Raw genomic sequence first — 18,663 nt, forward strand, 5'->3', positions numbered from 1 at the left:
ATCTTTCCACCAGCCCCGATTCCAGGCCCAGGCGCATCGCGCATCTGGACATGGATGCGTTCTACGCCTCCGTGGAGCTGCTGCGCTACCCGCAGCTCAAGGGGCTGCCGGTGGTCATCGGTGGCGGGCGGCGCAGCTTTGACGAGGAGCTGCTGGCGCGCCATGCGGGGCGGCCGTTGTCCGAGATCCCGGTGGCGGACTTTCCGCTGCTGCGCGATTACACGGGGCGCGGCGTGATCACCACGGCCACCTATCCGGCGCGGCAGTTCGGCGTGGGCTCGGCCATGGGCATGATGAAGGCCGCCAGGCTGTGCCCGCAGGCGATTCTTCTGCCCGTGGACTTTACCGAGTACAGGCGCTTTTCCCGGGCCTTCAAAGAGATCATCGTGTCGATTGCTCCGCTGATGGAGAACCGCGGCGTGGACGAGGTCTACATCGACTTCACCGACGTGCCCGGCGGCCAGCGCGAAGGCGGACGCGTGCTGGCCCGGCTGATCCAGAAATCCATCTTCGACGCCACGGGCCTGACCTGCTCGGTCGGCGTGGCGCCCAACAAGCTGCTGGCCAAGATGGCCAGCGAGTTCAACAAGCCCAACGGCATCTCCATCGTCCAGCCCGAAGATCTGCAAAGCCGGATCTGGCCGCTGGCCTGCCGCAAGGTCAACGGCATAGGACCCAAGGCCGATGCCAAGCTCAAGAGCCTGGGCATAGAAACCATTGGCGACCTGGCCGCGCAAAGCCTGCCGCAGCTGCTGCACTGGTTTGGCAAAAGCTATGGCCACTGGCTGCACGAGTCGGCATGGGGGCGGGACGAACGCGCCGTGGTGACCGAGAGCGAGCCGGTGTCCATGAGTCGCGAGACCACCTTCGAGCGCGATCTGCATGCCGTGCGCGACAAGGCCGAACTGGGCGCGATCTTCACGGACCTGTGCGAGCGTCTGGCCGAGGATCTGCAGCGCAAGGGCTATGTGGGGCGCACCGTGGGCATCAAGCTGCGCTATGACGATTTCAGGATTGCCACGCGGGACCAGACCCTGAACCTGCCGATACAGGATGCGGCGGCCATCCGCCTGGCCGCGGGCCAATGCCTCAAGCGCGTGCCGCTTGGCAAGCGCATCAGGCTGCTTGGGGTCAAGGTCTCGGGCCTGATTGCCGAGCAGCTCTGGCAGGCCAGCGCCCACGATCCTGCGGCTCGCGAATTGCTGCTCAGACCTTATGGTTTGACCTCGGTCAAGCATTCGGATCCCTATACCGCATCTCTGTTCTGAGCCTGGGGGCTCGGGAATCATCACTGTGCGATGATCCAAGTGTGAATTTGTGTATCTGGTTAACCAGCTGTCGACGGGATGCCTGATCGCTCACTCTCGAACAAAAACTAAACAGGCTTATTGGAGGAGTGCAAAGCATGCGCCTGAACCTGCCGGTATCTCAACAAAACTACGACTTTCCAGGTGACGAGCTGCTGGTCTCCAGCACCAACACCAAGGGCGAGATCACGCATTGCAACCCGGCCTTTGTGCGCGTCAGCGGCTATGCCTACGAAGAGCTGATCGGCCAGCCGCACAATCTGATTCGCCACCCCGACATGCCGGCCGCTGCCTTCAAGGATATGTGGCGCACCATTGCCCATGGATATCCCTGGACGGCACTGGTCAAGAACCGCCGCAAGAACGGCGACCACTACTGGGTGCGCGCCAATGTCACGCCCATCATGGAAGGCGGCAAGCCAAGCGGCTATCTGTCGGTGCGCACCAAGCCTTCGGCCGCCGAAGTGGCCGAAGCCGAAGCGCTGTACGCGCGCATGCGCAACGAGGAAAAGCAGGCACAGGCCAGCTTCCGCCTGCGCGCGGGCGCGGTGCGCCGTCTGGGGCTGATGGGCTGGTGGGATGGTCGCAAGGATGTGGGCCTGGTGGCGCGCATGGCCTGGTTGCTGGCCATTATGGCCTTGATCGCCATGCTGCCCGATATGCTGGGTTGGCAGGGTGCAACTGCCTGGGGCTGGCGTGCTGCAAGCCTGGTGGCAGGCGGCGCATTCGTGCTGTGGCGCTTTCAACGGCGCTGCGTGGCGGGACTGGAGGAAGCCAGCCGCTTTGCAGCCGATGTGGCCGCCTGCAATCTGAGTACCGAATGCAGCCAGAGCTACAGCGGTGCCGTGGGGGCGCTGATGCTGAGGCTGCAGCAGATTCAGATCAATCTGCGCGCCGTGGTGGGCGATGTGCGTACCGAGGTGCAGGGCTTTGCCCAGACTGCCCATGAAATCGCCCAGAGCAGTTTCGATCTGGCAGGGCGTACCGAGTCGCAGGCCACCAGCCTGCAGCAGACGGCGGCCTCGATGGAGGAAATTTCGGGCACTGTGTCGCAGACGGCCGACACGGCACAGTTCATGGCCGGTGCCAGCGACGAGAGCAGCAAGGTGGCCAGCCGCAGCGGCGCGGCCATCAGCGAAGTGGGACTGGCCATGGAGCATATCCGCGGCTCCTCCACCCGCATGAGCGAGATCATTGGCGTGATCGAGAGCATTGCCTTCCAGACCAATCTGCTGGCGCTGAACGCGGCCGTGGAAGCGGCGCGGGCCGGCGAGCAGGGTCGCGGCTTTGCCGTGGTGGCAGGCGAGGTGCGAGCACTGGCCCAGCGCAGCGCCGAAGCGGCCAAGGAGATCAGCGTGCTCATCAACCGCACGGTCGATGGCATCAATGACGGAAATGCGCGCATGCGTGCCGCGGGCCAGACCATAGACGGCATGGTGCAGGCCGTGGACAAGGTCGGCTCCCTGGTGCACCAGATCAGCATTGCCACGCGTGAGCAGTCGATAGGCATCTCCCAGGTCAACGAGGCCGTGGCCCAACTCGACTCAGTGACCCAGCAGAATGCGGCGCTGGTGGAGCAGTCGACCAGCGCAGCGCAATCGCTGCGCCTGAGTGCCAGGACGCTGGAGCGTTCGGTGGACGTGTTCCATCTCTAGGCTTTTGTGGTCTTGCTCTGAAAAGGCAGCCGTGGAGCTGCCTTTTTCACATCGGCTTTCGGTAGGATTGCGCCATGAGTGTTGTGCTGACCCTGATCGCCATTGCGGCGCTGGCCCTGTGTTTGCTGATCTGGCTGATATCGCGTTTGCGCGCTGACGCCAGACCCGCGTCGTCTGCAACTGCTGGGCAGGAGGCCGAGCCGTCCGTGGCCCAGGCCGGAGCGGCGTCGGATGTTGCGGCGCGGACACTCTCTGATCAAGAGCTTGCGGCGCAGGCGGATACGGCATCAGAGGCCAGCAGGGATGTGAATTTTCGCCCCCAGGGCGAGCGTGGCATGGGCGGCCCCATCTATGGTGATGTGCTGTGTGCGGACGGCGTCTACCTGCCCCATGTCTGGGAGATGGACATGCACACCTCCTATGACGGGCGCTGGCTGCGCACGGGCTTTTATGACAGCGAGGCCGCCCATCTGGTCGACCGCAAATCCCGTCGCAGCTGGGTGATCAGCAAGCCGGAAGGCGAGCTGTTGGATGCCATCCACTGGCGCATGCCGCGCTGGAGTGGCGAGAGCATCAACGAAAGCGGCATTGCCGACGATGCGCATGTGATCATGTCCGATGCCAGCTTCGAGGCCTGGCTGGGCGAGCATATGGCTGCGCAGCCGCAGCCCCTGCTGCAGGTGGTGGATCTCTGGGTGCCGGCAGACTGCCTGCCGGCCGAAGTCGCCCGGCCCATGCCGACTCTGCCTCAACCGGCTCAGCCCACCCCGGTGCCGCCGGTGGCGCTGCAGCGCCACTGGCCGGCTTCGCTGCGCAAGCTGCGCTATCCCATGGCTCCGCTGCAGAATCCGCACTGGCAGCTGATGCTGGGTGAGGCCGCCCAGCCCTGGGTGCTGGACGAGAGCCACAGCATGGTCTGGCGTGCCGATGCCCAGGCCTTTGCGCTCTATGCCTACCCTACCCAGGGCGATGCCAGCCAGGCCAGCCTGCGGCTGGCTGTCTGGACCATGGAGCGAGGCTGGCAGCAATGGCCGGAGTTGATGCCCGAGGATCGCAAGCCCTGGGCCCTGGGCCTGCCGGATCTTGAGCCGCCGAGCGAGCCGCAAGCGCCAGCGGTTTTACCGCTGAGCTGGCTCAATGAGCTGCTGCTGCAGAAAGTGCAGCTAGATACGCCCGAGACCGAGCGCCTGCACGATGGCACCAGCATCAGCTGCGCCATGAGCGAGGTGGATATCTGCGCTGCCCATCAGCGCGATGGCCTGCCCATCCTCAAACCCTCGCTTCCCTTGTGCTTCGACTGGCTGCGTGATCCGGCGCAGCCCGCGCTGTGGCGCGCGCAGAGCGAGCCGCTCAAGGGGCAGCGCCTGATCTGGACTCTGTCCAAGCCCGCCCGGGAGGAGCTGGGCGAAACGGCGGCCTACAACCTGCAATGGGGCGAACGCCATCTGCCCGGTACCTGGGCACTGGAACATGTGATCGTGCAGGGACGCTGGGCGATTCTCATGCCGCATGGCCGTGCACCGATTCGCGGTGGCAGCGGCAGCCTGCAGATCTGGGACGGGGAGCGCCTGCAAAGCGTGGACCTGCCCTGGCCCGTGGTGCGGCTGGCCGCTGTGCCGTCGGTCAAGGGCGGCATGGCTGCTCGCCTGCGCGTGCTGGCGCTGACGGCCAGCCTGGCGGACAAGGACTGGGACCCCTCGACCGCATCCTGGCGCTGGCCTTTGCAGTCCGTATCGGCCAGCCATCTGGCAAGACCCGACTGGCGCCCGCTCTACTCAGAGCGCGAACTGACACCCGATGCGCAAGGGCGCTGGCAGTTGCTGCCGCGCTGGCGCGAGGTGAGACAGATTCAACACCCCTGTTCCGACGGCGACTATGTCTGGCGTGACGATGTGCGCGGGGACACCGTCTGGTGGTGGGGTGGCGTGAACGAGCGCGTCAACCACTATTGGCAGCATGATGAACCTCGCAAGGACGGCGTGATCATGACGCGCAGCGGTCTGGCGTTCTGCGGTGTCGGGCCCTGCGCCTGTCCCCATCCTTCAGGCGAAGGCTGGGCCTTGCTGGAGCCGGTGGAGACACGCTACGGTGAACTGGGTCAATGGCAGCTGCACTGGCTCAACCCCGTGGAAAAGGAAGTGCGCACGCTGACGCTCAAGGCGCGCATGCCGGTGCTGCAGGGCTGGGATGCCCAGGGCCTGCATTGGCAGGATCTGCCCTTGCCTGACGAAGCGGCGCTGCAGGGCGAGGCCAGTGCGGTTCACAAGCCCCCGTCAGAGCCCACAGCGGCGCGTCAGCTGGTGGTGGCGCAGACCTGGCAGCGTGGTGCCGTCGAGCCTCTGCGCCAGGGCATGAACGGGCTGTGGCTGCGCATTCAGGATCTGCGCTATGCAGAGGCTTTGCTGGGGCAGGATGACTGCCCCTGGAAGAATTGATCCCCTGAGCCGCTTTGCGGCTTCTCGCTGAGGGGATGGCAGCCTTGCGACGGGGCGGCCCTTGATTGCTGCCCCTGATTATTGGGTCGTGTCGGTGTTACTGGCGTGCCGTGCGCACATTGGCGGGCAGGGCGCCCGGGTGGCTGGTGCGGAAGGGGTTGATGTCCAGGCCGCCGCGGCGCGTGTAGCGGGCGTAGACGGCCAGCTTGATGGGTTTGCAGCGGGTCCAGATGTCCATGAAGATGCGCTCCACGCATTGCTCATGGAATTCGTTGTGGTTGCGAAAGCTCACCAGGTACTGCAGCAGACCTTCCTGCTCGATCTGCGCACCGCTGTATTGAATCTGCACGCTGCCCCAGTCGGGCTGGCCGGTGACCAGGCAGTTGCTCTTGAGCAGATTGCTGACCAGGGTCTCGCTGACGGGTGCTTCGTCGTGGTTGGCACGCAGTAGCTCGGGAGCCGGCGTGTACCGGGTGCACTCCACATCGAGGCGGTCCAGCAGCAGGCCGTCCAGCTCATGCACTTGCTGGGCATCGAACTGCTCCGCTTCCAGCAGCCGCACGCCCACGCTGCCCTGGGCATCGCTGCCGCGCCAAGTGGCTTCGGACAGATCGGTGCGCAGGCGCGCCAGCACCTCGCTGGCATCGGCAAAGCGGGTGTTGTTGAAGCTGTTCAGATACAGCTTGAAGGACTTGCTTTCGATCAGGTTGGGCGTTTCGCAGGGGATGGTGAAATGCGCCAGTGCCACCTGAGGCTTGCCGCGCAGATTGAGCCAGGAAACTTCGAATGAGGTCCACAGATCGGCGCCAAAGAACGGCGGGTTGATGGCGGCGCCGATTTCCTCGCGCTTGGTCAGGCGTGGCAGGGGAAAGAGCAGGGACGCGTCGTACTGGTCCACATAGGCCGAGCTTTTGCCCAGCTGCGATTGTTCAGGGGTGTGCATGATTCAAAAACAAAATGGCCAGCAGTAAAAAAGATAGCTGCTGGCGCTTTATGGGTAAGGGCTAGAGCCTGTTTTTACTTGAACTCTCGTTCGCGTAGCCACTTGGTGGCAATCCATTTTTCGCCCTCCAGCACGGGAGCGCCGCCGTGCAGGGTCTTGGTCGCCGAGTCGGGCCGGTTGTAGCTGAAGAATACGGCATTGCCACGGCGCGGCACGACCTGCAGCCCTACATCGGGAAAGGTGGTTGCACCGCCGCGCGCGGGCTCGTTGAGATACATGACCAGGGTTCCCACACGCTGGCCGCCACGCTTGAGTATGGTCGGCGTGCCGGGCTCGTTGGGGGCGAAGTAATCGTAGTGCGGCTTGTATTCGGCGCCTGGGCGGTAGTGCAACACCTGCATGCCTTCGCCGTTTTCCAGCGGCCAGTTCAGCAGCCTGGCAATGCGCTGCTCCACACGGCCGATGAGCTCGTTTTCTCCGCGCTGGAAGAACATGCCATTGCTGGTGCGGTCGTCGTTGACGGCCTCGCCACCGCTCTGGTTGTCCACGGTCAGCGAGCGCTGCATGCGCGGGCCGGCGGCGGCGATGATGGCATCGCACTCCTCGTCGGAGAGCAGGTTGCCGAACACCACGACCCTGGGGTGACGCATATTCATAAGCACATGGACCTCGCGATCGCCGGTGTTGATGCAACAGGGATCGGTGTGCAGATCGGGCTCGGGCACGCCGGACTCGTGAATCTGCACGCTCACCCCTGCCTCGGGTCTGGCTGCCGCGAACGCCTGGGGCAGCTCGCCTTCTTCGGGCAGGGCCAGTGCCCGGCGTGCCAGATGCTCGGCCCAGCCCGCCTTGCGCATGGATTGCAGCAGCGATGGCAGCGGCACGCCGGAGGCGCTTTGCGTGCGCACCCATTGCATCAGCTCGGGTGTCAGGCCGGGAGGTGTGACGAACTCGTCTTGGGTGGAGGTGCTCATGTCGACAATGCTAGTGTGCACTGATGCCGATTTCAATGCGCGGCGTCAGTCTTGCAGCTTGCGGCGGAACACCAGCTTGCCGGGCGTGCTGGCCTGCTCGGCCAGCGCATAGCCTTCCAGATCGAACCTGCGCAGGTCGGCCACCTTACTGGCCTTGTGCTGTACGGCCCAGCGCACCATCAGCCCGCGCGCGCGCTTGGCATGGAAGCTGATGATCTTGTACTTGCCGCCCTTGAAGTCCTCGAAAACGCATTCGACCACGGGGGCCTTGAGCGTCTTGAGATCCACGGCCTTGAAATATTCCTGCGATGCCAGGTTGACGACAATGCGCTCGGCCTGGGCGTCACCACGCTCGGCTTGTGCGGCACCACGCTCGTTCAGATAGTCGGCAATCTGGGTTCCCCAGAACTGATAGAGGTTGCTGCCCTTGGCGTTTTCCAGCCGGGTGCCCATCTCCAGGCGATAAGGCTGCAGCAGGTCCAGCGGGCGCAGCACGCCATAGAGGCCGCTCAGGATCACGACATGCTCCTGGGCCCAGTCCAGCTCCCTGGGCTTGAGGCTGGCGGCATTCAGGCCTTCATAGACATCGCCATTGAAGGCCAGCACGGCCTGGCGCGAGTTCCTGGTGGTGAACTTGGAACTGAATGCTTCGTAGCGGCCTACATTGAGTACGGCCAGCTTGTCGCTGATGCTCATGAGCTCGGAAATCTGCTGGGGCGATTTCTCGCGCAGCACTTCGATCAGTTCCAGGGGCTGCTTTTTGAAAACCGGCAGCGTGTGCGGCAACTCGGCGGAAACAGGGCTTTCATAGTCCAGCGATTTGGCCGGAGAGATCAGAAACAACATGGCTTGACGTTCACTCAATCAAAGAAAGGGCGCATGAAAAAGGGCCAAGGCCCCATCCACCGAAGTGGACAGTCCCCTTGGCCCTGTGATGCCGGAAGGCAGTCTGCTTAGGCGTTGACGCCTGCAGCCTGTTCTTCCTTCTCGAACGGCAGCTGCATCAGGCTCAGATCCTTGCGGGTCTCGACCAGAATCAGCGGGCCTTCGTCGAGCACCACCACGGGCGGGCGCTCGCGAGGAATGCGCACGGGCTTGGGCTCGGCGGCAATCGCAGCCTGGACGGCGGCGATCTTTTCGGCATCGGAGTTGATCCATTCCAGACCCGATGCGGCTGCCAGGGCTTGCAGCTCGGCAATCGGCAGCGCATAGCTCTGTGCCTTGGGCGCTGCGACTGCGGGGGCAGGAGCTGCGGTTTCAGCCACGGGCTCCACGGCGGTAGCCTGAGGCTCTGCGGTAGCAGCAGGTTCTACTTGCACGGGCTGAGAGAGTTCTGCCACAGGGGCGACAGCTGCCACCACGGCTTCTGCAACCACGGGTGCCTGCACTTCTGCAGCAACAGGCGCTTGCTCTGCCTGAGCCTGAGGTGCAACAGCATCAAAGTAGCTGCGGCGTGCCGGCTGCTCGCCAGCGTCTGCGGCAGGCACTTCGACCGGGGCCTGGGCTTCGGCAGCCTGCTCTGCAGTCTGGCCTTCTGCCTGGGCATCGCGCGGTGCACGGTCGCGGCGGTCACGGCCATAGCGGTCACGCGAACGGCGCTGACGGGGCTCGCGAGCCTCGCCGCCTTGTGCGCCATCCTGCAACTGAGCGTCAGAGCCTTCAGCTTGGGCGGTGTTCAGCACTGTTTCGTCGGCCACGGTCTGCATGGCGGGCTGGGCATCGGCGTTGCGATTCTGGCGCTCGCGGCGGCCTTCACCGCGTTCACCGCGCTCATTGCGTTCCTGGCGGTTGCGCTCGGGCTTGGGAGCTGCGTTGAACTCTTCGCCGTTCAGAGCAGCTTCTGCCACCTGGGGCTGGCGCTCGTCGCGACGTTCGTTGCGTTCGCCACCGCGGCGGTTGCCGCGCTCGGGACGGTCCTGGCGCTGTTGCTGTTCGGGACGCTCGTTGCGTTGCTGCTCGTCACGACCCTGGGCATTGCGGCGGTTGTTGCGGTCGCCGCGTTCGCTGCCATTGCGCTCCGCGCTGTTGCGGTCGCTGCGCTCATTGCGGTCACCGCCACGGCGGTTACGGTCGCCGCTACGGCCTTCGCTTCGGCGGCCGTCGCGGCTGCCTTCACGGGCGGCAGGGGCGGGAGCCTCGGCCACGGGAGCGGGCGCTGCCACGGGAGCCGGTGCGCCAAAGCCGAACAGATTCTTGAGCCAGGCAAAGAAGCCTTGCTCGCGCACCACGGGGCGGGCTGCAGCGGGAGCAGGCGTCGCAGCGGCAGCGCGAGGCTGGCGCGGTGGGCGAGGCTCGGCAATCGGCGCGGGAGCATCGGGCAGCACTCCCTTGATGACGGGAGTCTGCTTGTTGGTGGGCTCCTGCGAGCGGCGTGTGACCGTGGTCACCTCTTCGGGCTCGTCGGCCAGCTTGTAGCTGGCTTCCATGGATTCCAGGCGCGAGTCGTCGTGCTTGAGGCGCTCGAGCTTGTAGTGCGGCGTGTCCATGGACTTGTTGGGCACCATGATCACGTTGACGCGCTGCTTGAGCTCGATCTTGGTGATTTCGCTGCGCTTCTCGTTGAGCAGGAAGGACGCCACTTCCACGGGCACCTGGCAGTGCACGGCGGCCGTGTTGTCCTTCATGGACTCTTCCTGGATGATGCGCAGAATCTGCAGCGCCGAGCTTTCCGTGTCGCGGATATGGCCGGAGCCGCCGCAGCGTGGGCAGTTGATGTGGGCGCCTTCGGACAAGGCGGGCTTGAGGCGCTGGCGGCTCATTTCCATCAGGCCGAACTTGCTGATGGTGCCGAACTGCACGCGGGCGCGGTCCTGGCGCAGGGCATCGCGCAGGCGGTTTTCCACTTCGCGGCGGTTCTTGGCCTCTTCCATGTCGATGAAGTCGATCACGATCAGGCCGCCCAGGTCGCGCAGGCGCATCTGGCGCGCCACTTCGTCGGCTGCCTCGAGGTTGGTGCGGGTCGCGGTTTCCTCGATATCGCCGCCCTTGATGGCGCGGGCCGAGTTCACGTCCACGGAGACCAGGGCTTCGGTGTGGTCGATCACGATGGCGCCGCCCGAGGGCAGGGTCACGGTGCGCGAATAGGCGGACTCGATCTGGTGCTCGATCTGGAAGCGCGAGAACAGGGGGGCGTCGTCGCGGTAGCGCTTGACGCGGGCAGCGTGCTCGGGCATCACATGTGCCATGAACTGCTGGGCCTGTTCGTAGATGTCATCGGTGTCGATCAGGATGTCGCCGATGTCATTGTTGAAATAGTCGCGGATGGCGCGGATCACCAGGCTGGATTCCTGATAGATCAGGAAGGCGCCCTTGGAGGCCTTGGCGGCGCCGTCGATGGCGCTCCACAGCTTGAGCAGGTAGTTCAGGTCCCACTGCAGCTCGGGGGCCGAGCGGCCGATGCCGGCAGTGCGTGCAATGATGGACATGCCCTTGGGGTACTCGAGCTGGTCCATGGCCTCCTTGAGCTCGGCGCGGTCCTCGCCCTCGATGCGGCGCGAAACGCCACCGCCACGGGGGTTGTTGGGCATCAGCACCACATAGCGGCCGGCCAGCGAGATGAAGGTGGTCAGGGCTGCACCCTTGTTGCCGCGCTCTTCCTTCTCGACCTGGACGATCAGCTCCTGACCTTCGCGGATCACGTCGTTGATGCGGGCCTGGCTGGGCGAGACGCCTTCGGCAAAGTATTGCTTGGAGATTTCCTTGAAGGGCAGGAAGCCGTGGCGGTCTTCGCCGTAGTCCACAAAGCAGGCTTCTAGAGATGGCTCGACGCGGGTCACGACGGCCTTGTAGATATTGCCCTTGCGTTGTTCGCGACCTTCGATCTCGATCTCGTAGTCCAGCAGCTTCTGGCCGTCCACAATGGCCAGGCGGCGTTCTTCGGACTGCGTCGCGTTAATCAGCATCCGTTTCATGATGCGTTTCCTTTATTCGTTTTATGAGGCACGTTGGTCATAGACCAACGCACCTTTGACTGGTAATCAAAGACAGGCTCAACAGGAGCCGTGATGCCAGACGAACGAGTTGAAACGGATGAGGAATCTGGGGCGGTACAGGACGGCGCTACTGGCCTGATCTCAAGTCAGTAGCGGAGGTACAGGCCGGGGGACGAGCGGGAGAGGACGCGCATGCAGACGGGGTACAAAAGAAGCCGACGCGCGTGCTAGGGAGGTGGGTGGTTTCTTCGAGACATGACTCGTCCCGGGGACCGGCCGTGCCTTGCCCCAGAGGTTGATCAGCAATGTCCAAAAGATCCACATGCTCGTTGAGAGAACCGACAGTTGCAGGCTGCTTTTGCCTGGACAACTGCACGGTATGAGATTCCGTATCAGTGTTTCAATTCGTCAGCCTTTGCCAGGCTCTCACAGGCTGCTGCAGCTCATCTTGACTGCAATTTGCGTGTGCAAAACTGGCGGGCATCGACCTGCCTGTGCGGTGGGAAATGATTGTTTGGACTAAACTCCATGCGAATCAATCACTTACAACTAAGCTCGGCACAGGTGAAACACATTATAGAGGGCAAACCGGCACAGGACCGGTCCCAGAATACGGCCGCGGCCTCGGTACGGCTGATCGAGGTCGATGAAGACTCCGCCGGACAGCGACTCGACAACTTTCTCATGCGCCACCTCAAGGGGGTGCCCAAGACCCATGTCTACCGCATCATCCGCAGTGGTGAGGTGCGCATCAACAAGGGGCGCGTGAGCGCCGAGACCCGGGTTCAGCCCGGCGACGTGGTGCGCCTTCCCCCGGTCCGGATTTCCGACAAAGTGGCTGAAAAAGCGGAGCGCCCGGCGCCGGCTAAGGACTTTCCCGCCCTGTTGGATGACGAACACATGATTGCATTGTCCAAGCCTGCCGGCGTGGCCGTGCATGGAGGCTCGGGCGTGAGCTTTGGCGTCATCGAGCAACTGCGCCAGGCGCGTCCCGATGCCAAGTTTCTTGAGCTGGTGCACCGGCTGGATCGCGAAACCTCGGGCATTTTGCTGGTGGCCAAAAAGCGTTCGGCACTCATCAATCTGCAGGACCAGTTTCGCGAGCGCGAGACCGGCAAGACCTATCTGGCATTGGTGCAAGGTGCCTGGCCGGCCAACAAGAAGGTCATCGATCTGCCGCTGCACAAGTATCTGCAGGCCGATGGCGAGCGCCGTGTGCGCGTGACCACGGCCGATGACCCGGATGGAATGCGCTCCATCACCCTGGTCAAGGTCAGAAAGCTGATCGAGCCGCGTCCCCTGCAGGGGCTGCCTGCGATGAGTCTGCTGGAGGTGACCATCAAGACAGGTCGCACCCACCAGATCCGCGTGCATCTGTCCTCGCAGGGGCATCCCATCGTGGGCGATGACAAATATGGTGATTTTGATCTCAACCGTCGTGTGCAAAAGCAGGGCCTCAAGCGCATGTTTCTGCACGCCTGGCGGCTACAGTTCAATCATCCCGCCAGCGGCGAGCGTGTCGAACTGCGTGCCGAGCTGCCGCCTGAGCTGGCGGACTTTGTGAACTGACTAGGCTTCATGACTACTGAAAACCATAGCGCCCGGCGACCACGCCGCTTCGATCTGATTGCATTCGACTGGGATGGCACGGTGGCGGACTCCACGGCCATCATCAGTCGCAGCATCCAGGAGGCTGTGCGTGATGTGGGCGGCACCGTGCCCAGCGACGAGCAGGCTGCCTATGTGATCGGCATGGCGTTGATGCCGGCCCTGGCCCGCGCGGCACCCGATGTGCCGCCCGAGAAATATCCTGAGCTGGCCAATCGCTATCGCTTTCACTTCTTCAAGCATCAGGACGATATCTGCGTGTTTGACGGCATACTGCCGCTGCTTGCCGAGCTGCGCGAGCGCGGCCACTGGCTGAGCGTGGCCACGGGCAAGAGCCGCATGGGGCTCAACCATGCGCTGCAGGACCCGCAGCTCAAGGGATTGTTCGACGGTTCGCGCACGGCCGACGAGACCGCCGGCAAGCCCAGTCCGCTGATGCTGCACGAGCTGATGGCCGAATTCGGCGTGGAACCCGAGCGTACGCTGATGATTGGCGACACCACGCACGATTTGCAGATGGCGCAGAATGCCGGCTGTGCCAGTGTGGGGGTGTCCTATGGTGCCCATGCACCCGACGGCTTCGCCCAGTTCAATCCGCTGTTCGTGGCCGATTCCGCGATGCAGCTGCGGGCCTGGCTGCTGGCCAACGCGTGAAGCCAGATATGACAGATGCCGTGGAGCTGTGCGCCAGTGCGGATCTGGTCGACGGCGGCCGGGCGGTGAGCTTTGATGTGCTGTATGCCGGTCAGAGCAGCCGCGCGTTTGCCATCCGCTACCAGGGGCAGGTTCATGCCTATCTGAATCGCTGCAGCCATATCCCCATGGAAATGGACTACCAGGAAGGTCAGTTTTTTGACGATTCCGGTCGCTGGCTGTTGTGTTCTACCCACGGAGCTGCCTACGAACCTGACAGCGGCGCCTGTGCAGGCGGTCCTTGCCGCGGTGGGTTGGTAAAAATCGCCTTGAGCGAAAGCGGCGGCTTGGTGCGCTGGCATACTGGGCCACACCTGAAACCTCTGAAGTTTTGAGATGAGTACTCCTGACAACCATGATTCCCAGTCGCATGTGACGCCGGGCGCGGACCTCTGGTCCAAGGCGTCTGCTGCGTCCGCTGAGGCGCCCGCCGCTGCGGCCAAGGCCTCCGGGAACGGGGGCTGGGAGCGCGATGTGCTGGAAAAGCTGGTGTTTGCCTCCATCAAAGAACAGCGAGCAGCACGACGTTGGCGCTTTTTCAGCCGTCTGCTGTGGTCCGTGGTGGTGCTGCTGGTGCTGTGGGCGGTGTTCTTCAAGGATACGGCCACCAAGACCAGCACCTCGCCCCATACCGCGGTGGTGGAGATCAAGGGCGAGATTGCCTCGGGAGCGGACGCCAGTGCCGAGTTCGTGGTGGCGGCCATGCGCAGCGCCTTTGAAGATTCGGGCTCGCGCGCCGTGGTGCTGCTGATCAACTCGCCCGGAGGCAGCCCCGTGCAGGCAGGCATCATCAACGACGAGATGACGCGTCTCAAGGCCAAGTACAACAAGCCTCTGTATGCAGTGGTCGAGGAGTCCTGCGCCTCGGCGGCCTACTACATCGCGGCGGCGGCCGACGAAATCTTCGTCGACAAGGCCAGCATCGTGGGCAGCATCGGCGTGCTCATGGACGGCTTCGGCTTCACCGGTGTGATGGACAAGGTGGGCGTGGAGCGCCGCCTGCTGACGGCTGGCGAGAACAAGGGCTTTCTCGATCCGTTCAGCCCCATGTCGGCGCAGCAAAAGGAATTTGCGCTGCAGATGCTGGAGCAGATTCACCAGCAGTTCATCGGCGTGGTCAAGGCCGGCCGTGGCGACCGTTTGCATGAAACCCCCGAGATGTTCAGCGGACTGTTTTGGACCGGCCAGCAAGCCGTGGAGCTGGGTCTTGCCGACAAGCTGGGCAGCCTCGATTATGTAGCGCGTGAGGTGGTCAAGGCCGAGGAAGTCATCGACTACACTCGCCGTGATAATGTGGCCGAGCGCCTGGCCAAGCGCTTTGGCGCCGCCATCGGCGAGGGATCGGTCAAAGCCATGCGCGGCTTGGTGCCAAGCATTCGCTGATCAAGCATCAGAAGGCTGCTGGACCTTTCTGGATAGGCACTGGTTGCTATCAAAAAAGCCTGCGGTATTGGCCGCAGGCTTTTTTGTTTCTTGGCGCTCAACGGCCTATGGCAAACACCACCGGCGTACGGTTGTCGGGAGGCGCGTTGCGCTGGCGCCATTCGCGCACCAGATGGCTTTCAATGCGTGCTGTCTCCAGCGTCAATCCGCTGGCCAGGGCCAGCCTGGTATTCGGTTGCAAGGTTTGCAGCAATGCCTGCCAGAGGGCGGCATTGCGGTAAGGGGTCTCGATGAACTGCTGGGTCTGGCCGTGACGCAGGGCCAGGCTCTCCAGCTCCTTGATGCGGGCCGTGCGCTCGGAGCCATCCTGAGGCACATAGCCGACAAAGGCGAAATTCTGGCCGTTGAGGCCGCTGGCTGCCAGGCCCAGCAGCAGCGACACCGGTCCCGTCAGCGGCACGACGCGAATGCCCAGGTCATGGGCGGCACGCACGATGGAGCTGCCGGGGTCTGCCACGGCGGGCATGCCCGCCTCGCTGATCAAACCCATGTCCTGTCCGGCCAGGGCCGCTGCCAGCAGGGGCTTGGGGTCGAAGACGGCCGCGCCCTTGTTGCCATGGTCGCCTTTTTTATGGGCTTCACGTGGCAACTCGACAATGTTCTGGGCCTGCAACGGAGCAGCCAGCGGAAACAAGGCATCGATGCGCTTGAGATAGGCGCGTGCGGTTTTGGCGTTTTCGCTGATCCAGTGAGTCAGGGAGGCGGCGCGGCGCAGCGTGCCCTCGGGCAGCACCTCGGTCAAAGCGGTCTGGCTTTCGCAGCCGAAATCGAGCGGAGCAGGTACCAGATAAAGGGTGCCCGCTTTGCTTTTCGATGTTTCGCTCATGGCAGAACCACTCCTGCGGCACGCAGCAACTGGCAGGTGCGGATCAGCGGCAGGCCTATCAGTGCCGTGGGGTCGTCGCTGACGATGGCATCCAGCAGGGCGATGCCCAGGCCTTCGCTCTTGGCCGAGCCTGCGCAGTCATAGGGCTGCTCGGCGCGCAGATAGCGCTCGATCTCAAGGTCGTTCAGTTCGCGAAAGCGCACTTGCACCGTGACCACGCTGGATTCCGTGAAGCCGGTTTCGGCACAGCTCACGCAGACGCCGGTGTGGAAATTCATCTGGCGGCCGCTCATCTGGCGCAGCTGTTCGGTGGCGCGCTCGTGGGTGCCGGGCTTGGACAGGGGCTGGCCATCGAGCTCGGGCACCTGGTCGGAGCCGATCACAATGGCGCCGGGGTGCAACTGGGCCACGGCCTGTGCCTTGGCTATGGCCAGGCGCAGACTCAGATCGTGGGGCGTTTCGTCGCTGAGCGGGGTTTCATCCACTTCTGGAGACACCGTCTCGAACGGCAGTTGCAGGCGGCTGAGCAGCTCACGGCGGTAGCGCGAGGTGGAGCCAAGAATCAATGGACGCTCAAGTCGTCCGGCAATCAATAAGTCGGGCATTGCGGGATTCTCTTACACTGGCTGAATGAGCAAGGATTTTTCTGCGACCCGGCTGGACGTGCGTGCTTTCGCGCAGGCTGAAGGTCATCTGCATGGTCAGGCACCATTGTCGGACTTCAAGCGTCTGGCGGCCGATGCGTTGGCGATTACCGGCGAGCAACCCCTGGTGCGCTGGGAAGCCGAAGGCGAGCTGGTGGAGCAAAAAGGCGGCAGCGGCCATGTGTGGCTGCATCTGAGTGCCGAGGTGGCTTTGCCGCTGACCTGTCAGCGCTGCCTGACTGAGGCCGATATTCCCCTTTACGTGGATCGGTCATTTCGCTTCGTTCCGGACGAAGCGACGGCAGAACTGGAAGATGACGACAGCGATGAGGATGTGCTGGCATTGAGCAGCGAGTTCAATCTGCTGGAGCTGATCGAGGACGAGTTGCTGATGGAAGTGCCTGTAGTGCCTCGCCATGAGGTCTGCCCGGTCCCCGTCAAGCTGGAGGTCAGCGATGACGCCTTCGAGCAGGCCAGTGAGCAAAAGGAAAACCCTTTTGCCGTGCTGCAATCTCTCAATGTAGGCAAGTCTGCCGACTGATCCATCCCATAGCACGGTGGGGATTTGATTTTGCCTGGGCCGCGAAAAGCGTTTGCGCTATAATCGTGAGCTTCGCGCGAAACCCCCTCGTGTCTTTAATGGGCTGATCGCGTTTTTTTAGGACTTGCACGGACAAGGGCGCACTCTCACTCTCGGAGGGGGCGTCGAAAGGCAGAGTTTTTTGCCCGGTCTTGCTGTGTGAGTCGTGTTACCAACCCTTTCAAGATACACAGGAGCCATCATGGCTGTTCAGCAAAACAAGAAGTCTCCCTCCAAGCGCGGCATGCACCGTTCGCACAACGCACTGAATGTGCCTGGCATCGCTGTCGAAGCCACTACCGGCGAGACACACCTGCGCCACCACATCAGCCCCAACGGCGTGTACCGTGGCCGTCAAGTGCTGAAGAACAAGTCCGAAGCCTAAGCGACGACTGCATTCGCAAAGCCTGTTGCTACATTTTTTGTAGCAACAGGCTTTTGTTTTTATGGGAGATATTTGCAAAGCCTGTCATGACGGGCATGGCTGCAAAATCTCAATGCTGGTTTTGCAAATAGCTTCTGTTGTGGTCCTCGGATCCTTCAATTCATCATCCCAAGCCTAATTGGATTTGTCAGTCGCCCATGATTAATTTGGCTGTTGACTGCATGGGGGGCGATCATGGCCCCCGCGTCACGCTGGCCGCGTGCCGTCAGTTTTTGAATTCACACCCCGATGCGCATCTGCTGCTGGTCGGCAAGGCCGAGGAGTTGGCCGGCTTCAAGCATGAGCGCGTGACCATTGTTCCCGCCACGGAGGTGGTGAGCATGGATGATCCCGTGGAAATAGCTCTGCGCAAGAAAAAGGACTCGTCCATGCGCGTGGCCGTGCAGCAGGTCAAGAATGGAGCGGCTCAGGCGGCTGTGTCCGCCGGCAATACCGGGGCGCTGATGGCGATCTCGCGCTATCTGCTCAAGACTCTGGATGGCATCGATCGTCCCGCGATTGCCTTCGGCTTGCCCAATGCCAAGGGCAGTGACACCACCATGCTGGACCTGGGGGCCAATGTGGACTGCACGGCAGAGCATCTGCTGCAGTTTGCGGTCATGGGCTCGGCCCTGGTGTCAGCACTCAAGAACACCGAGGCGCCCAGCGTCGGTCTGCTCAATATCGGCGAAGAGCTGATCAAGGGCAGTGAAGTCATCAAGCGCGCCGGCGAGTTGCTGCGCGCTGCAGGCGATGCGGGCAATCTCAACTTCTACGGAAATGTGGAAGGCAACGACACCTTCAAGGGTGTGGTGGACATTGTCGTGTGCGATGGTTTCGTTGGTAACGTTGCACTCAAGACCACCGAGGGGGTTGCCTCGATGATTTCGGGGATTCTCAAGGAAGAGTTCAAGCGCAACATCTTCACCAAGATGGCTGCCATCATTGCTTATCCGGTGCTATCTGCGCTGATGAAGCGTGTTGATCACCGTCGTTACAACGGCGCTGCGTTGCTGGGTCTGCGAGGGCTGGTCTTCAAAAGCCATGGCTCGGCTGATGCAATGGCATTCGAGCATGCTTTGAACCGCGCGTATGATGCGGCACGCAACAACCTGCTTGACCGTGTCCGCAGCCGTATTGCTGCTGCCGCACCTTTGCTGCTGGCAGCGCAGACGGAATCTGGAACTTCGGCGCCCTGA

The 18,663-nt window shown here is 62.9% G+C and carries 16 protein-coding genes; 10 read left to right on the top strand and 6 right to left on the bottom strand.

Annotation, left to right across the window (positions count from 1 at the left end):
• Positions 1–50 precede the first annotated feature (50 nt).
• The 3 genes from dinB to MPZ60_RS05095 all read left to right on the top strand — a co-directional run bounded on the left by dinB (position 51) and on the right by MPZ60_RS05095 (position 5,397).
• Positions 51–1,268: a DNA polymerase IV gene (gene dinB / locus MPZ60_RS05085; protein WP_242607112.1), complete on the top strand. Its 1,218-nt coding sequence runs from the start codon at positions 51–53 to the stop codon at positions 1,266–1,268.
• A 137-nt stretch (positions 1,269–1,405) separates the two neighbouring features.
• Complete coding sequence (locus tag MPZ60_RS05090) at positions 1,406–2,962, top strand: PAS domain-containing methyl-accepting chemotaxis protein (RefSeq protein WP_034353311.1); 1,557 nt, start codon at positions 1,406–1,408, stop codon at positions 2,960–2,962.
• A 74-nt stretch (positions 2,963–3,036) separates the two neighbouring features.
• Positions 3,037–5,397, top strand: coding sequence for a hypothetical protein (locus MPZ60_RS05095; protein ID WP_034353314.1), 2,361 nt, complete (start codon positions 3,037–3,039; stop codon positions 5,395–5,397).
• Positions 5,398–5,494: 97 nt separating this feature from the next.
• Here the strand turns inward: MPZ60_RS05095 and queF are convergent, their stop codons facing one another.
• The 4 genes from queF to MPZ60_RS05115 all read right to left on the bottom strand — a co-directional run bounded on the left by queF (position 5,495) and on the right by MPZ60_RS05115 (position 11,225).
• Positions 5,495–6,340, bottom strand: coding sequence for an NADPH-dependent 7-cyano-7-deazaguanine reductase QueF (gene queF / locus MPZ60_RS05100; RefSeq protein WP_034353318.1), 846 nt, complete (start codon positions 6,338–6,340; stop codon positions 5,495–5,497).
• A 74-nt stretch (positions 6,341–6,414) separates the two neighbouring features.
• Positions 6,415–7,314: a 2OG-Fe(II) oxygenase gene (locus tag MPZ60_RS05105; RefSeq protein WP_034353321.1), complete on the bottom strand. Its 900-nt coding sequence runs from the start codon at positions 7,312–7,314 to the stop codon at positions 6,415–6,417.
• A gap of 45 nt (positions 7,315–7,359) precedes the next feature.
• Positions 7,360–8,160: a peroxide stress protein YaaA gene (gene yaaA, locus MPZ60_RS05110; protein WP_034353324.1), complete on the bottom strand. Its 801-nt coding sequence runs from the start codon at positions 8,158–8,160 to the stop codon at positions 7,360–7,362.
• Positions 8,161–8,267: 107 nt separating this feature from the next.
• Positions 8,268–11,225, bottom strand: coding sequence for an Rne/Rng family ribonuclease (locus MPZ60_RS05115; RefSeq protein ID WP_034353327.1), 2,958 nt, complete (start codon positions 11,223–11,225; stop codon positions 8,268–8,270).
• Between the two features lie 585 nt (positions 11,226–11,810).
• On the opposite strand from MPZ60_RS05115, the gene MPZ60_RS05120 reads away from it, so the two are divergent.
• From MPZ60_RS05120 to MPZ60_RS05135, 4 genes are read left to right on the top strand one after another with little or no spacing between them, the layout of a single operon-like run.
• Positions 11,811–12,815 carry an RluA family pseudouridine synthase gene (locus tag MPZ60_RS05120; RefSeq protein WP_034385443.1) on the top strand — a complete coding sequence of 335 codons (1,005 nt, stop codon included), beginning with the start codon at positions 11,811–11,813 and terminating at the stop codon, positions 12,813–12,815.
• Between the two features lie 9 nt (positions 12,816–12,824).
• On the top strand, positions 12,825–13,508 hold the full coding sequence (locus MPZ60_RS05125; RefSeq protein ID WP_034353332.1) for an HAD family hydrolase: 684 nt from the start codon (positions 12,825–12,827) through the stop codon (positions 13,506–13,508).
• A gap of 8 nt (positions 13,509–13,516) precedes the next feature.
• Positions 13,517–13,882, top strand: a complete 366-nt coding sequence (locus MPZ60_RS05130; protein WP_034353459.1) for a Rieske 2Fe-2S domain-containing protein — start codon at positions 13,517–13,519, stop codon at positions 13,880–13,882.
• Between the two features lies 1 nt (position 13,883).
• On the top strand, positions 13,884–14,930 hold the full coding sequence (locus MPZ60_RS05135; RefSeq protein ID WP_034353335.1) for a S49 family peptidase: 1,047 nt from the start codon (positions 13,884–13,886) through the stop codon (positions 14,928–14,930).
• A 97-nt stretch (positions 14,931–15,027) separates the two neighbouring features.
• Here MPZ60_RS05135 and MPZ60_RS05140 read toward each other — a convergent pair whose 3' ends face one another.
• Both MPZ60_RS05140 and MPZ60_RS05145 read right to left on the bottom strand, forming a co-directional pair.
• Positions 15,028–15,816, bottom strand: a complete 789-nt coding sequence (locus MPZ60_RS05140) for an SAM-dependent methyltransferase (protein WP_034353338.1) — start codon at positions 15,814–15,816, stop codon at positions 15,028–15,030.
• The gene (locus tag MPZ60_RS05145; protein WP_034353342.1) at positions 15,813–16,421 is read right to left on the bottom strand and encodes a Maf family nucleotide pyrophosphatase; all 609 of its coding nucleotides are present in this window, start codon (positions 16,419–16,421) and stop codon (positions 15,813–15,815) included. The genes MPZ60_RS05140 and MPZ60_RS05145 overlap by 4 nt, the downstream gene beginning before the upstream one ends.
• A 25-nt stretch (positions 16,422–16,446) precedes the next feature.
• Between MPZ60_RS05145 and MPZ60_RS05150 the strand changes: the two genes are divergently transcribed.
• The 3 genes from MPZ60_RS05150 to plsX all read left to right on the top strand — a co-directional run bounded on the left by MPZ60_RS05150 (position 16,447) and on the right by plsX (position 18,663).
• A complete protein-coding gene (locus MPZ60_RS05150; protein ID WP_034353344.1) occupies positions 16,447–17,001 on the top strand; it encodes a DUF177 domain-containing protein in 555 nt (184 codons plus the stop codon).
• 241 nt (positions 17,002–17,242) lie between these two features.
• Positions 17,243–17,425, top strand: a complete 183-nt coding sequence (gene rpmF / locus MPZ60_RS05155) for a 50S ribosomal protein L32 (RefSeq protein WP_003058062.1) — start codon at positions 17,243–17,245, stop codon at positions 17,423–17,425.
• 197 nt (positions 17,426–17,622) lie between these two features.
• Positions 17,623–18,663 carry a phosphate acyltransferase PlsX gene (gene plsX, locus MPZ60_RS05160; RefSeq protein ID WP_034353347.1) on the top strand — a complete coding sequence of 347 codons (1,041 nt, stop codon included), beginning with the start codon at positions 17,623–17,625 and terminating at the stop codon, positions 18,661–18,663.

Source organism: Comamonas sp. 7D-2, assembly GCF_022749555.1.
GTDB lineage: Bacteria > Pseudomonadota > Gammaproteobacteria > Burkholderiales > Burkholderiaceae_C > Comamonas > Comamonas thiooxydans.

What these genes read in the sequence shown, in the direction of transcription:
- MPZ60_RS05095 (WP_034353314.1), top strand. Translation starts at nt 3,037, where the DNA reads ATGAGTGTTGTGCTGACCCTGATCGCCATTGCGGCGCTGGCCCTGTGT.
- plsX (WP_034353347.1), top strand. Translation starts at nt 17,623, where the DNA reads ATGATTAATTTGGCTGTTGACTGCATGGGGGGCGATCATGGCCCCCGC.
- yaaA (WP_034353324.1), bottom strand. Translation starts at nt 8,160, where the DNA reads ATGTTGTTTCTGATCTCTCCGGCCAAATCGCTGGACTATGAAAGCCCT.
- MPZ60_RS05150 (WP_034353344.1), top strand. Translation starts at nt 16,447, where the DNA reads ATGAGCAAGGATTTTTCTGCGACCCGGCTGGACGTGCGTGCTTTCGCG.
- MPZ60_RS05105 (WP_034353321.1), bottom strand. Translation starts at nt 7,314, where the DNA reads ATGAGCACCTCCACCCAAGACGAGTTCGTCACACCTCCCGGCCTGACA.
- MPZ60_RS05090 (WP_034353311.1), top strand. Translation starts at nt 1,406, where the DNA reads ATGCGCCTGAACCTGCCGGTATCTCAACAAAACTACGACTTTCCAGGT.
- MPZ60_RS05140 (WP_034353338.1), bottom strand. Translation starts at nt 15,816, where the DNA reads ATGAGCGAAACATCGAAAAGCAAAGCGGGCACCCTTTATCTGGTACCT.
- MPZ60_RS05145 (WP_034353342.1), bottom strand. Translation starts at nt 16,421, where the DNA reads ATGCCCGACTTATTGATTGCCGGACGACTTGAGCGTCCATTGATTCTT.
- rpmF (WP_003058062.1), top strand. Translation starts at nt 17,243, where the DNA reads ATGGCTGTTCAGCAAAACAAGAAGTCTCCCTCCAAGCGCGGCATGCAC.
- MPZ60_RS05115 (WP_034353327.1), bottom strand. Translation starts at nt 11,225, where the DNA reads ATGAAACGGATGCTGATTAACGCGACGCAGTCCGAAGAACGCCGCCTG.
- MPZ60_RS05135 (WP_034353335.1), top strand. Translation starts at nt 13,884, where the DNA reads ATGAGTACTCCTGACAACCATGATTCCCAGTCGCATGTGACGCCGGGC.
- MPZ60_RS05125 (WP_034353332.1), top strand. Translation starts at nt 12,825, where the DNA reads ATGACTACTGAAAACCATAGCGCCCGGCGACCACGCCGCTTCGATCTG.
- MPZ60_RS05130 (WP_034353459.1), top strand. Translation starts at nt 13,517, where the DNA reads ATGACAGATGCCGTGGAGCTGTGCGCCAGTGCGGATCTGGTCGACGGC.
- queF (WP_034353318.1), bottom strand. Translation starts at nt 6,340, where the DNA reads ATGCACACCCCTGAACAATCGCAGCTGGGCAAAAGCTCGGCCTATGTG.
- dinB (WP_242607112.1), top strand. Translation starts at nt 51, where the DNA reads ATGGATGCGTTCTACGCCTCCGTGGAGCTGCTGCGCTACCCGCAGCTC.